Source organism: Mesorhizobium sp. L-8-10, from assembly GCF_016756635.1.
Lineage (GTDB): Bacteria > Pseudomonadota > Alphaproteobacteria > Rhizobiales > Rhizobiaceae.
On record NZ_AP023263.1, the window covers coordinates 6,884,485 to 6,897,911 of the forward strand.

General features: G+C 63.9%; 14 protein-coding genes. 7 read left to right on the forward strand and 7 right to left on the reverse strand.

The window, feature by feature from the left end:
• Positions 1–12: 12 nt before the first annotated feature.
• Together JN280_RS32225 and JN280_RS32230 are read right to left on the reverse strand one after the other, a co-directional pair.
• Entirely contained in the window at positions 13–855 is an 843-nt protein-coding gene (locus JN280_RS32225) for a shikimate dehydrogenase family protein (RefSeq protein ID WP_202308262.1), read from the reverse strand.
• Between the two features lie 219 nt (positions 856–1,074).
• Positions 1,075–2,013 (reverse strand): LysR family transcriptional regulator, encoded by a 939-nt coding sequence (locus JN280_RS32230; RefSeq protein ID WP_202308263.1) that lies wholly within the window; start codon positions 2,011–2,013, stop codon positions 1,075–1,077.
• A 358-nt stretch (positions 2,014–2,371) separates the two neighbouring features.
• Between JN280_RS32230 and JN280_RS32235 the strand changes: the two genes are divergently transcribed.
• Together JN280_RS32235 and JN280_RS32240 are read left to right on the forward strand one after the other, a co-directional pair.
• Positions 2,372–2,668 carry a type II toxin-antitoxin system HigB family toxin gene (locus JN280_RS32235; protein WP_202315179.1) on the forward strand — a complete coding sequence of 99 codons (297 nt, stop codon included), beginning with the start codon at positions 2,372–2,374 and terminating at the stop codon, positions 2,666–2,668.
• Positions 2,668–3,078, forward strand: coding sequence for a helix-turn-helix domain-containing protein (locus JN280_RS32240; protein ID WP_202315181.1), 411 nt, complete (start codon positions 2,668–2,670; stop codon positions 3,076–3,078). Before JN280_RS32235 ends, JN280_RS32240 begins: the two co-directional genes overlap by 1 nt.
• 230 nt (positions 3,079–3,308) lie before the next feature.
• Here the strand turns inward: JN280_RS32240 and lhgO are convergent, their stop codons facing one another.
• Positions 3,309–4,514, reverse strand: a complete 1,206-nt coding sequence (lhgO, locus tag JN280_RS32245) for an L-2-hydroxyglutarate oxidase (protein ID WP_202308264.1) — start codon at positions 4,512–4,514, stop codon at positions 3,309–3,311.
• A gap of 357 nt (positions 4,515–4,871) precedes the next feature.
• Between lhgO and JN280_RS32250 the strand changes: the two genes are divergently transcribed.
• From JN280_RS32250 to JN280_RS32265, 4 genes are all read left to right on the forward strand, one after another.
• Positions 4,872–6,263, forward strand: coding sequence for an aspartate aminotransferase family protein (locus JN280_RS32250; RefSeq protein ID WP_202308265.1), 1,392 nt, complete (start codon positions 4,872–4,874; stop codon positions 6,261–6,263).
• Between the two features lie 20 nt (positions 6,264–6,283).
• Positions 6,284–6,982: an SDR family NAD(P)-dependent oxidoreductase gene (locus JN280_RS32255; RefSeq protein ID WP_202308266.1), complete on the forward strand. Its 699-nt coding sequence runs from the start codon at positions 6,284–6,286 to the stop codon at positions 6,980–6,982.
• A 105-nt stretch (positions 6,983–7,087) separates the two neighbouring features.
• A complete protein-coding gene (locus JN280_RS32260) occupies positions 7,088–7,348 on the forward strand; it encodes a ribbon-helix-helix domain-containing protein (RefSeq protein ID WP_202308267.1) in 261 nt (86 codons plus the stop codon).
• A 2-nt stretch (positions 7,349–7,350) separates the two neighbouring features.
• The gene (locus JN280_RS32265; RefSeq protein WP_202308268.1) at positions 7,351–7,707 is read left to right on the forward strand and encodes a type II toxin-antitoxin system RelE/ParE family toxin; all 357 of its coding nucleotides are present in this window, start codon (positions 7,351–7,353) and stop codon (positions 7,705–7,707) included.
• Between the two features lie 341 nt (positions 7,708–8,048).
• Here the strand turns inward: JN280_RS32265 and JN280_RS32270 are convergent, their stop codons facing one another.
• The 4 genes from JN280_RS32270 to JN280_RS32285 all read right to left on the reverse strand — a co-directional run bounded on the left by JN280_RS32270 (position 8,049) and on the right by JN280_RS32285 (position 12,268).
• Entirely contained in the window at positions 8,049–8,936 is an 888-nt protein-coding gene (locus JN280_RS32270) for an amidohydrolase family protein (protein ID WP_202308269.1), read from the reverse strand.
• An 18-nt stretch (positions 8,937–8,954) separates the two neighbouring features.
• Entirely contained in the window at positions 8,955–10,805 is a 1,851-nt protein-coding gene (locus JN280_RS32275; RefSeq protein ID WP_202308271.1) for a feruloyl-CoA synthase, read from the reverse strand.
• Positions 10,806–10,933: 128 nt separating this feature from the next.
• Positions 10,934–11,740 (reverse strand): crotonase/enoyl-CoA hydratase family protein, encoded by an 807-nt coding sequence (locus JN280_RS32280; RefSeq protein WP_202308273.1) that lies wholly within the window; start codon positions 11,738–11,740, stop codon positions 10,934–10,936.
• A gap of 42 nt (positions 11,741–11,782) precedes the next feature.
• Complete coding sequence (locus tag JN280_RS32285) at positions 11,783–12,268, reverse strand: MarR family winged helix-turn-helix transcriptional regulator (RefSeq protein WP_202308275.1); 486 nt, start codon at positions 12,266–12,268, stop codon at positions 11,783–11,785.
• A gap of 124 nt (positions 12,269–12,392) precedes the next feature.
• Here JN280_RS32285 and JN280_RS32290 point away from each other — a divergent pair, with 124 nt between their 5' ends.
• A complete protein-coding gene (locus JN280_RS32290; RefSeq protein WP_202308277.1) occupies positions 12,393–13,427 on the forward strand; it encodes a branched-chain amino acid ABC transporter permease in 1,035 nt (344 codons plus the stop codon).

A 13,427-nucleotide genomic window follows, 5' to 3' on the forward strand; every position in this document is an offset into this window, starting at 1 on the left:
CCAACCAGATGTTCAGGAGACAAAACTCATATCCTCCCCTGCGAAAAACGCACGCCCGGAACCTTCCCCGAGAAGAAAATCCGCGAGCGTCTCAGCCTGCGCATCGAACATTCCGGTACCCGTCATCGTGCGGCAGCCGAGCCGCCGCGCGGCGAGGATCAGCAGCGGAACCTCCGGCTTGGTCACGACGCAGGCCACGAACTGCCATGGCTGCAGCCTGTCCAGATCGACCGGCGAGGGATCGCCCGACGACATTCCCATCGGCGTCGCATTGGCGACAAGATCGAAACCCGACGGATCCGAGCTGCCGGCGACAACCCTGCCCGGGAACCGAACCCCGAGCCTGGCGAGGATGTCGTCGCGCCGCGAAACCTCGACGTCATGTATGGCAAGAAGTGCTGCGCCGCGCTCCAAGAGTTCCAACGCGATCGCCGAGCCCGCGCCGCCACAGCCGACAAGCAGGGCCCGCTTGCCGGCGACCGTGAAGCCCTCCTGCTCGATGCCGCTCACATAGCCGAGCCCGTCGGTATTGTCGCCGTGCCAGCCCGATTCCGTCCTGCGCAGCACGTTGACGGCTTCCACGAACGTGGCCCGCTGCGTCGTTGTCGTGCAGAGCGACAGGGTCGCGCGCTTGTGCGGCACGGTCACCAGCACGCCACCCACATTGCGCACCTTCCACAAAGCGCCAAGAAGTTCAGCGATGTCGCCGATCGAAACGTGAAGCGGCACGACGACGGCGTCCAAACCGCGATCGACGATGATCCGCGTGATCGCGTCGGGCGACCTCACCTGCGCCACGGGATCGCCGACGACGGGGAAGAGCCGGGTGCTGCCGGATGGGGAGAAACCGGTCATCGGGGCCCCCTGCCGAGCGAAAGAGCCGGCAGGCCGCGATGCGGTTGCCGCTCACGCGCGGTCGCACGGGCAACCATGTCGCCAAAGGCGATGCCGTCGCGACGTTCCGGTCGCAATGCCTGCACGTTCTCCTCCGCTGCATTCCGAGTTCCAACGAAATACTAACGAAGAGCGGCATTCATATCGCGTACCAACTTCTGCGACTTCCGTAACATGATGTTAAGCCCTGCGGGATCGTCGCCGCGGCGGCTGCTGCTTCGCCGCGATCGAACTGACGCTCACCATTTCGGCCCTCAGGAGCTCGATGAACTGTTCGGCATAGACGGAAAGCGGCAGGTCGTTCCGGTAAGCGACATAGGTGCGGAAGTTGCTGTCGGCATCGATCTCGATGCTTTTCAGGCCAGGCACGGTGCCGTGCGCGACGGTGAACTCGTCGATGATGGCTATGCCCAGCCCCGCTGCGACCAGGCTGCAGACAGTTGTGCCGAAGCGGGCCTTGACGTTCATCCGGTATTCCTTGCCCGCATCGGTGAGCATGGCCGCCATGATGGCGCCATAGGGGTCCTTCGGGTTGATGCCGATCAGCGGATAGTCCGACATTTCCGCCGGGGTGATCTTCGTTCGCGCGGCGAGCGGACTGGTCTGCGGCACGATGCACAGCAGCCGCCCGTTTGCGAGCGGCTCGAACTCGATCAGGGGATGGTCGAAGCGCGACGAGATGGCGACGACCTCGCCGCGCCCAAGCAGCAGATAGTCGATGGCTTCCTCGATCTTGAGGATGTTGACGTCGAGCCCGAGTTCCGGGTAGCGGCGTCGCAATCCTGCGATCGCGCGCGGCACCATGACGTTGGCGATGCTCGGCACGGAGGCGACGCACAATTCCTGGCTCTTGCCCCGGCCGAGATCGGCCACGGCCGATTGCAGGTCGTCGATCTTGCGGTGGACGGTGTCCAGAAGATCGAAGATGTTGCGCGCCTGGGGCGTCGGCACGTAGCGTCCGGCGCGACGATCGAACAGGCGAACGCCCAGGGAATCCTCGGAATATTTCATCAGGCGGCTGATGCCGGGCGCGGCGACATTGAGCAACCGGGCAGCACCCGCGATGCTCCCCGTCACCATGATCGCCCGAATAACCTCGATCTGCCGAAGCGTCAGCATTGGCCTGTTGCTCCCTCGCCGGTTTGCCCCAAACAATACATTACCGACTTTGCGGTCAAATGCCGCGCCTGCAGAAACGCATCCGCCAGCATGGCAGGTTTCCCGCTGAAGTAATCGGCCACCGGGTCGGGCCTGCGTATATCTTGCCGGCACATGGCGAAAGGCGCGAGGAACCAGGAACGCCTGGCGCTGCACAGGACCGATAGGCGCGGTTTTCAGCGGATCAACCCCGATCGCGAAGCATTTCCGTTTTCTTCCTGCTGGGCGGCGGTCGTGGGACTATAAACAGGCGACGATACTTTGTTCCCATACTGGGAATTGTTCTTGTTCCCGAATTGGGAATGAGTTACATGTGGGCATGCAGATCATAGCGCGGCGCGCCCTTGTGGAATTCTGGACGAGACATCCGCAAGCGGAAGCGCCGCTGAAGGCATGGTTCGGGCAGGTGAGCAAAGCAAAATGGGCAGGTCCGGCGGACGTCAAGAGCGAGTTCGGGACCAAGGTGGATTTCGTAGCCGACAACAGGATTGTCTTCGACATCGCCGGCAACAAGTACCGTCTCGTCGCTCATGCCGCCTATCGTTTCAACCGCGTGCTGATCAAGTTTGTTGGAACCCATGCCGAGTACGACAAGATAGACGCTGAGACAGTATGATGGAAAACATCCGCCCCATCAGGAACGAGGACGATTACAATTGGGCGCTGGCCGAAATCACCCGCTATTTCGAGAACCAGCCCGAAGTCGGCACTCCCGATGGTGACCGCTTTGATGTTCTCGCTACCCTCATCGAAGCGTACGAGAACGAACGCTACCCGATCGAAGCGCCTGACCCGGTTTCGGCCATAAAGGCGCATATGGAAGCGCACGAATTGACCCAGGCGACCCTCGCGGACCTTCTTGGCTCACGCCCTCGCGCCTCCGAAATCCTGAACCGCAGGCGGGCTCTCACAACGGAGATGATTTACCGGCTGAACCGTGAATGGCGTATCCCGGCCGAGATTCTCATTCAGCCCTACCATCTGGCTGCCGACGAGCCAAAGGAGGCAGCGCACCAGGAAAGGTGAGCATCCTATCGGCCGCCCACGGTCTTCCGCCACCCTCAAGGGAGATCACACTCGCCTTGCCAGATGCCAGTACGGGGTATCTCCTGCTGCTTCCTCTACCCGTGCGCGGGCGGCCTTGCTGTGCCAGTCCGCTCCAGACGCTCCGACGGCATCAAAGCTGTCATTCTATCTCCTTATTCGAGCATCCGATCTTCCCCAAACCGGCTTTCACTTTCGGTCCGATTTTCTGATCAGGCCACCTTGGCGGTCTCAACGCCCAGCCGATCGAGGATGCGGTCGGCGATGGGGATGGCCGACGTCGCCGCCGGCGATGGCGCGTTGCAGACATGGAGCATGCGCCCGGTTTCCAGGAACAGGAAGTCGTGGACCAGCGTGCCGTCGCGGGCGACGGCCTGGGCGCGGATGCCGGCTTTGTGCGGCAGGAGATCGGAGAGCTCGAGGCTCGGGCAATATTTGCGGCACTCGGCGAGATAACCCGGCCTCCATAACGAGTTGCGCAGCTCGGTCACTGCAGACTTCCTGTTGTTCAGCACCGTTTTCCAGAAACCGGGATAGCTGAGATACTCGAATAGGTCGGCGAGGTTGACACCCAGCTTCGCATAGGTTTCCCGCCCGAAGCCGATGACGGCATTCGGCCCGACGGTCACGCTGCCGTCGATCATCCGCGTCAGGTGGATACCGAGGAAGGGCAGATCGGGATCCGGGATCGGGTAAATGAGGTGGCGCACGACCTCGTTCTTCTCGGGAGGCAGGCGGAAATATTCGCCGCGGAAGGGCACGATCCGGTGGCTGATGGAAAGACCGGCCATGACCGCGAGCCGATCCGACTGGAGGCCGCCGCAGACGACGAGCTTCCGCGCCCGCCAGTTCCTGCCCGGCGAAGACATGGCCACGGCGTCGCCCTCCTCGCGGATGCCGGTCACCTTCGTGCCGAGCAGGATCTCGCCGCCGAGGCGCTCGATGGTCTTGCCCATCGCCCGGCACACCTTGCCGTAGTCGACTATGCCGGTGGACGGCACGAACAGGGCGCCGAGGCCGGCAATGTTCGGCTCGCGCTCGGCGAGTTCGCCGGCGCTCACCGGGACCACCTCGATCTCATTGGCCGTGGAGCGCTCATAAAGCGCATTCATCCGCTGAACCTCCAGCGGATTGGTGGCGACGAGCAGCTTGCCGCAGACCTCGAAGGGAATGTCGTTGGCGGCACAGAATTCCTTGGTGGCCTCGGCGCCCCTGCGGCACAGCTCGGCCTTCAGGCTGCCGGGCGGATAATAGATGCCTGCATGGATGACGCCGCTGTTGTGGCCGGTCTGGTGCTCGCCCAGCCCGTTCTCCTTCTCGACGAGGAGCAGGCTCGAACCGGGGCGGCGCTCCAGTAGCCGCATCGCGGTCGACAGCCCGACAATGCCGCCGCCGATCACGCAATAATCGTAGAGCATGGATCCCTTCCGTGTCGCCCGGCCGTTTCATCCGACCATTCACCTGATGTCGTAATAGCGCCGCGCCTATCGCGGCCGATCGGGACCTTAGAGCGGCGCAGCCACAAATGGAATCGGCTCCCGCCCCATCTGTTCGTCGGAGCATGGGCGCGGGCCGCCGCCGGAAAGATGGGCCGGATATCGATCTGGCCGAACTGGAAGGCCGGGCCTGAACCTCGCCATGGGGCGGCCGGTCGGCTAGGGATCGACCAACGGCCGTCCCAAGGTCGCGGCGATCTGCGACCAGAAGCCGGGTTGAGACGGGGAGCCGCACGTGGTCCAAACCGGCCAGCACTCGAACAGCATGAGGACAACAGGATGACCGCCAGCCCGAATTCGGCAGAGGCCCGTGACATCGCCTATCAACTGCACAGCTACACCAATGCCCGGCTGCACCAGGAGCAGGGCCCGCTCGTCATCCAGAAGGGCGACGGCGTCTATGTCGAGGACCTGCAGGGCAAGCGCTATATCGAGGCCATGGCGGGGCTGTGGAGCGTCGCGGTCGGCTTCTCCGAGCCGCGGCTGGCCGCCGCGGCGGCGAAGCAGATGGAGCGGCTGCCCTTCTACCACACCTTCACCAGCAAGTCGCATGGACCGGTCATCGACCTCGCGGAGAAGCTGGTGTCGATGGCGCCGGTGCCGATGTCCAAGGCCTATTTCACGAATTCCGGCTCGGAAGCCAACGACACGGCGCTGAAGCTCATCTGGTATCGCGCGAATGCGATGGGCCAGCCGCAGCGCAAGAAGGTGATCAGCCGCCAGCGCGCCTATCACGGCGTGACGATCGCTTCGGCAAGCCTGACCGGCCTGCCCAACAACCATCGCTCGTTCGACCTGCCGCTCGCCAACATCATCCATGTCGGCTGCCCGCATTTCTGGCGCGAGGCCAAGCCGGGTGAGACCGAGCAGGATTTCTCGTCGCGGCTCGCGGCCGAGCTGGAAGAGACCATCCTCGCGGAAGGGCCCGAGACGATCGCCGCCTTCATCGGCGAGCCGGTCATGGGCGCCGGCGGCGTGGTCGTGCCGCCCGAAGGCTATTGGGAGAAGATCCAGGCGGTGCTCGCCAAATACGACATCCTGCTGGTCGCCGACGAGGTGATCTGCGGCTTCGGGCGGACCGGCAACATGTTCGGCAGCCAGACCTTCGCGATCAAGCCCGACATCATGGTCTTCTCGAAGCAGATCTCCTCGTCCTACATGCCGATATCGGCGCTGCTGATCAACGATCGCGTGTTCGAGCCGATCGCGGACGAATCGAGCCGCATCGGCGTGCTCGGCCATGGGTTCACCGCCAGCGGCCATCCGGTCGCGGCGGCGGTGTCGCTGGAGAACCTGAAGATCATCGAGGAGCGCGACCTTGTCGGCAATGCGCGCGTGGTCGGCGCGCATCTGCAGAAGCGGCTGCGTGATCTTTCCGGCCATGAGCTTACCGGCGAGGTGCGCGGCGTGGGCCTGATCGCGGCGATCGAACTCGTCGGCGACAAGGAAAGCCGGCAGCCCTGGGGGGCGACGGGAGCGCTCGGATCGCTGGTCAACCGTTATCTGCAGGATCTTGGCGTGATCTCGCGCAATATGGGCGATGCGATCGCCTTCTCGCCGCCGCTCATCATCACCGAGCGTGAGGTCGATCTGGTCGTCGATCGCCTGACGGAAGCGATGGATCGTGCTGCGGTGGAGGTCCGGGCGAGCCGGACCGTGCCGGCCAAGTAGATCGAAGGAGCGGCCGCGCCATGGCGAACCGAAGGCGCATCCTGATCGTCGGGGCGTCGCGCGGCCTCGGGCTCGGCCTTGCCAAGGAATATCTCGCGCGCGGCTGGGACGTCGTCGCGACCGCGCGCAACGAGACCGGAGAGGCCGCCCTCGCGGTCCTCGCGGGCGAGACTTCGGGAACACTGTCGGTCGAGCGGCTGGACATCTCGCGTCCCGACCAGGTGGCAGCGCTGCATGCAAGGCTGGCGGACGGCCGTCTCGACGTGCTCTTCGTCAATGCCGGCATTGCCGGAGATCCCGACGAGCCGGTCGAGGCGGTGGCCACGGACGAGTTCCAGCGGGTCATGACCACCAACGCCCTCGCCCCGCTCCGTCTGGTGGCCTCTTTCTGGACGCTGGTGAAGGACAAGGGCACGATCGCGGTCATGTCGTCAGACATGGCCAGCATCAGCGGCAACCATGGCGGCGGCTGGGAGGTCTATCGCGCCAGCAAGGCGGCGCTCAACCAGCTCATGAGGAGCTTCACCACCCGCCACGCGGCAGACGGCAGGACCTATCTCCTGATGTCGCCTGGCTGGGTGCGGACCGACATGGGCGGCGGCGACGCGCCGCTCGACGTTGCGACCAGCGTGCGCGGCATCGCCGACACGATCGCACAGCGCGAGGGTTCGGGCGGACTGCATTTCGTCAACTGCCTGAACAAGCCGATCCGGTGGTGAGGCAAAGGCCCTGCTGCCGGTTCCAACGCCGCTTCGGATCGTCGCAAATATTGACAATATATGCGACGACGCTCATTGTCCCCCACAGAGTGAAAGGGCTGGGCCATGACCGCAGACAGTAGCATTCATGTCCGGGTTGGCGGACAGCTGCGGGTGCATCTCCAGCAGCAAATCGGCGAGAACGGCCTCTATGAGAATGCGAGCGAGTACATTCGCGCGCTGATTCGACGTGACTTGCAGACCCGTAACGAAGCTTGGGACTGGCTCAGGAAGCAGATCGAGCCAGGCATGAGGGCCGACGAGAGCGAATTCAAGGCCGTGTCGGCCGAGGATGTCATACGACGTAACCAAAACCGAACCCGATAGGCATGGCGGGATTTCTGTTTTACCCGCCGGCGGATGCCGCGCAGGATCGCATCTGGCAGGAAACCGTCGCGAAATGGGGCGAAGCGCAGGCCACCCGTTACATCCGGGGCCTGCACGTGCACCTGCAAACCCTCTCGGAAACGCCCGCCCTCTGGCGGAAATTGCCCGGCAATCTCGCGGTTCCGGCCGACCTCAAGCTAGATGCCTATTTCGGCCATTACGAACGTCACTATGTGTTCTTCCGCAAGCTCTCGGGCGACCGGATCGGTGTGCTGAGCCTCCTGCACGACCGAATGGACGTGCCGGTGCGCTTGGCCGAGGACCTTCAGGCGTTGAGTTCCCGCCAGATAGACGAATAATCTCCCGGCCTTCCTTTCTGGTGCTTCGGCGCGGCCGCTTCAGCGGGCGCTCCCCGACGGCGGGATTCCATCGCCGGGGAAGGCACCATCATTCCTCCCGGAGGAAGATGCGGTCGAGGAAAGCGAGCAACTCGGCATTGAATTGAGCCGGCCTCTTCAGCGGCGCAGAGTGACTGACGTCAGGCAGGATCAGCAGTTCCGCCCCAGGGATGCCCTGCGCGAGATATCTCGCGCAATCGATCCTAATGATCCGGCCCCTTGGTGAGGTTGCCCTCGTAGAATGCAATCCACGCCGTGCTGCCGAATTGCGGGTGGGGTCGCCGAAACCCCAGGAATGGACATCACCCTTGTTTGGCCGCTCCCAACCCAAGCAGCTTCATCGCGTTCTGTTTGAGGATAAGAGGACGCACCTCGGGCTTGATGTCGATCCTCTCGAAGTCGGCGAGCCAGCGATCGGGCGTGATCACCGGCCAGTCGGACCCGAACAGCACCTTGTGCCGGAGAAGCGTGTTGCAATAGCGCACGAGGATTTCGGGGAAATATTTCGGCGACCAGCCGGACAGGTCGATATAGACGTTGGGCTTGTGCGTGGCGACGGCCAGCGCCTCCTCCTGCCAGGGGAAGGAGGGATGGGCGAGGATGATGGGCATATCGGGGAAATCCGTCGCCACGTCGTCGAGATACATCGGATTGGAGTATTTCAGGCGGATGCCGTTGCCGCCCGGCATGCCGGCCCCCACCCCGGTCTGGCCGGTATGGAAAAGCGCGGGCACGCCGGCCTCGGCGATCGCCTCGTAGAGCACATAGGCCGAGCGGTCGTTGGGGTAGAATCCCTGCATGGAAGGGTGGAACTTGAAGCCGCGAATGCCGAAGCTCTCGACCAGGCGCCTTGCCTCGCGGGCGCCGAGCCTGCCCTTGGCCGGATCGATCGAGGCGAAGGGAATGAGCACGTCGCTGTTTTCGGCGGCGAGTTCGGCCATCTCCTCGTTCTTGTAGCGGCGGAAGCCGGTCTCCCGCTCCGCATCGACGGGAAAGATCACGCAGGCGATGTTGCGCTCGCGATAGTAGGCGGCCGTCTCCGGAACCGTCGGCGGATGGGCGTGCGGTGACTTGAAATATTTCGCCATCGCCGCCTGGAAATCGTCGTAGCCGTCGTCGGGATGCGTTCCGCAGGGCTCCTCGGCATGGGTGTGGATATCTATGGCGATGACGTCGTCGGGATTGATCATCGGTCTCTCCTCGTGAACTCAGGCGACCATGACGCGCGGCGAATAGGGCTTTGAGTAGAGTTCCTCGACAAGATCGCACCGGTTGGCGAGCACGGCCATCTGGCTGATCGTGCCCTTGTCGGTGAGCTCGCCGCGGTCGATGTCGGGCGGCGCGGCAAGAAGCAGCGCGCGGGCGGCACGATTGGACGAGCCCGTCGCGGCCTTCGCCGCAGCGGCGAGCTTTTCCCGGAAAACCGCACGAACCCTCTGATCGGCAAGCAGCGCTTCGCCGGAAAGGCCTGGCGCGACGGGCGCCAGCGCCTGGAAATCGGGAAAGATCAGGAGGGTGATGTCGTCCCGGTTCAAGCCGGCGACGATCACGTCGCGGGCAAACGGCGCGAAACGGGAAACGAGATCGGCGCGCAGCGGGCCGACGCTCACCCACGTACCGGAGGAGAGCTTGAAATCCTCATTGATGCGCCCGTCGAAGACATAACCCTTGGCGGGATCGGCCTCGTCGGCCAACCGCAGCGCATCGCCGAGACGATAGTAGCCTTCGCCGTCGAAGGCAGCCGAAGACAGCTCCGGCTCGCGCCAATAGCCCGGCGTGACGCTCGGCGCCCTCACCCGCGCCTCCATCTTGCCGTTGACGGGCACCAGCTTCAGCTCGACACCGGGAACGGGAAGACCGACACGCGCCGCGCCGGCGTGTTCGAGGTCGCAGACCATGGCGAAGGGCGCGGTCTCGGTGGCGCCGAGCCCCGTCAGGATCGGAATCCGGCGGCCGATGGTCTGCACGGCAAGATCCTCCATGGCCTTCCAGACCACGGGGGAAATGCCGGCGCCGGCGAAGAACAGCATCTTGAGCCGCGAGAAGAACTGCTCGCGAAGGGTGTCGTCCGCCTCGAGGCGCGGAACGAGTTCCTCGAACCCTTTCGGCACATTGAAATAGATGGTGGGCGCGATCTCGCGCAGATTGCGCAACGTTTCCGGAATGCCGGCCGGCGTCGGCTTGCCGCCGTCGATGTAGAGCGAACCGCCATTGTAGAGCACCAGCCCGCAATTATGGCTGCCGCCGAAGACGTGGTTCCAGGGCAGCCAGTCGATCAGCACCGGCGGCTCGTCCTTCACGAAGGCGAGGGTCTCGCGCAGCATCACTTGGTTGGAGCAGAGCATGCGCTGCGTCGTGACGACGCCCTTCGGATTGCCTGTCGAACCTGAAGTATAGAGGAACTTGGCAATCGTATCGGGCCCCACCATCCGGTGTGCGGTCTCCGCAGCGTCGCCGGCTTGCGTCGCCAGGAGATCGGAAAAGGGCGTCGCCGCCCGATGCCACTCAGGCTTGCTCAGCACCACCTCGGCATCGGCGGGAACCACCGCCTCGAGCGCAAGACCATAGGCCTCCGCATTTGCCGCGAAGACGAGACCCGGCGTCAGCTTGCCCATGATGTAGCGAAGCTTGTCAAAGTCGGTCGAGACCGTCGAATAGGCAGGCGAGATGGCGGCGAAGGGAATGCCGGCATAAAGGCAGCCCAACACCAGCATTGCGTGGTCGAGGTCATTGCCCGACAGGATCGCCACCGGCCGCTCCGCCGAAAGCCCGCGCGCCACGAGAGCTGACGCGACGGCCCGCGCATGAACCAATGCCTGACCGTAGGTGATCTCGCGCCAGCCGCCGGCGGGCTCGCGTTCGGCCATGTAAACGCGGTCGGGCGCAACCTCCGCCCAATGAAGCAGTCGATCGGTCAGCCTGTCGGGATAGGCCGGCAACGGCTTCGTCGGCCTGACATGGACGACGCCGTCCGGCCCATATGTGAAGTCGACGCTGTTCCTGCCGAGCGACACCGGCAGCCAGCCGGGATCTCCACCTTGCGTTCTCTTGTCCAGCATGTCCGGCCCTCCCTGCCGTCCCAAGCGGACATTCCTTGGCAAGCCAACGAATGGTCTGCTCAGGCCTTTGTTCTGTCGCAGATTCTTGTCGGAAAACCGTGGGACACTTTTCCGGAATCTGCTTTGGCCTAACCCCTATGGGAAATCTTCGGCGCTCTTTTGGCGAGAAATTCCTGCAATCGCTGCTTGGCCTCCCGGTCGTCCTGGGCGATGGAAGAAAGCAGCGCCTCCACCAGATAACCTGTCGAGCGGTCGGCATCCGCGATGCGCGGCAGCCCATGTATCAGGGCGAAATTGGTCATCGTCGCATTGCGCGCGACCGCCGCGGCGAGTTCGAATGCCTTGGCTTCCGCCTTGCCGGGCTCGACCAGATAGTGCGACAGGCCGAGCCGCTCGCCCTCCTCCGCCGAAAGCGTGCGGCCGGTCAGCATCATCTCCATCATGCGCGAGGTGCCGATGAGCCGCGGCAGCCTGACGGAACCGCCGCCGCCCACATAGATGCCACGCTGACCCTCGGGCAGCGCGTAATAGGCCGTGCGGTCGGCGACGCGCACATGGGTGGCGCTGGCGAGTTCCATGCCGCCGCCGATGACGGCCCCATGCAGCACCGACACCACCGGCACGGGGCCGAACTCGATCGCCTCGGTGACGCGGTGCCACATGCGCGAATGCTGGATGGCTTGTGGAATCTCGGTTTCGACCAGGTCCGAGAGGTCGAGGCCGGCGCAGAAATGCTCGCCCTCGCCGAGCAGCACGGCCACCTTCACCGCGCTCGGGAAGGACGCGAAGGCATCTTCCAGAGCAAGCATGGAGGCTTCGTTCAGCGCATTGCGCTTGCGCGGTCGCGTCAGGCGCACGACCGCGATCGCGTCCACGATCTCGACGGTGACGGGTCGTTCGTCCGGTATCTTCACTGTGTTCGCTCGATCAGCCATTATTGTTATGTGTTATAACTAAACTGCAAATCTCGCAACCCCTCACGCTCCGCCATCGCCCAGCATGCTATGGAGCAGGTGGAGGAGTTGGTCGCGCTCTTTCGGCTGGAGCCGGGCGAGCACGCGGCTCTCATGTTCGGCCTGCAGACCCATGGCCTCGGCGAGCAACCTTTCACCGGCGTCGGTGAGGAACAAGGCGTGGGAGCGGCGATCGTTCAGCGCGGGCTCGCGGCGGGCAAGACCGCGTTTCTCCAAGGTGTCGATGATCGGCACGAGATTGGTGCGCTGAAGTCCAAGAGCTTCGCTCACCGCGGTCTGGGTCAAGCCCGGATTGGCGTTGACAACGCAAAGCACGCTGAAGGAAGCGGGCCTCAGGCCGACCGCCGCCATAGTGCCGATAAAATCCTCGAAGACCATCAGCTGGGCGCGGCGCAGCATATAGCCGACGAAGGACGGCAGGGGATCGAGACGCGGCGCAGAGGAGTCGCGGCTTGTCGGTCTCTGCTCGATTGTACCGTGGTCCGACAAGAACGTTCCTCCATTTTTCGTTCAAGCAGCCTCTTGGCTTTGCCCGCAAGATAGTTATACGATATTACAATCCAAGGGGTAGAACTTCAACCCCTCCGGCCACGACCTCGGGAGGAGAAAGAGCGTGGACCCAGTCGTTCTTGCGTTCCTGGTCCAGGACGGTGTGACCAACGGCGCCATCTATGCGCTGCTCGGCCTGGCCCTCGTCCTCGTCTTTTCGGTAACGCGCGTCATCTTCATTCCGCAGGGCGAATTCGTCACTTATGGCGCTCTCACCCTTGCCAGCCTTGATGCGGGCCGCTTGCCCGGAACGGCCACGCTGCTGCTTTGCTTCGGCGTCGCCGCCTTGCTGCTCGATCTGTGGGATGCACGAGGCGAACTGCAGATCCGGGCACTGCTACGAAGCGTGCTCTTGAACCTCGCGCTTCCCGCGGCGATCTACTGCGTCCTCATTCTGCTCGCTCCGGTCGGACTCGCGCCAGTCGGCAAGGCGTTGCTGACGATACTGCTGATCGCCCCGATGGGCGCATACCTCTATCGCATCGCCTATCGTCCACTCGCCGATGCCTCGGTGCTGGTACTGCTGATCACCTCGGTCGGCGTACATCTGGCCATGATGGGGCTCGGCCTCTTCTTTTTCGGCGCGGAAGGACTGCGCGGCCGGCCGCTCGCGGCGGGCAGCTACGCTCTCGGCTTTCTCCCCGTCTCGGCGCAGAGCCTGTGGATCTACGGCACCACGATCGCGGTCATGGTCGGACTCTATGTGTTCTTCGAGAAGACCATCCTCGGCAAGGCACTGAGGGCGACGGCCGCCAACCGGCTGGGCGCGCGCCTCGTCGGCATCCCTACCCAGTTGACCGGCGGCACGGCCTTCGTCCTCGCCGCGATCATCGGCGCCGTTTCCGGCGTGCTCATCTCGCCGGTCACGACGATCTATTACGACACGGGCTTCCTGATGGGGCTCAAGGGGTTCGTGGGAGCCATCCTCGGCGGACTGGCGAGTTTCCCGGTCACCGCGCTCGCAGCCCTCGGCGTCGGGCTGGTCGAGGCTTTTGCCTCCTTCTTCGCCAGCAGCTACAAGGAGATCATCGTCTTCGCCCTGATCATTCCCTTCCTGCTGTGGCGCTCCATTGCGGCCGGCGAGCATGAGGAGGAATAG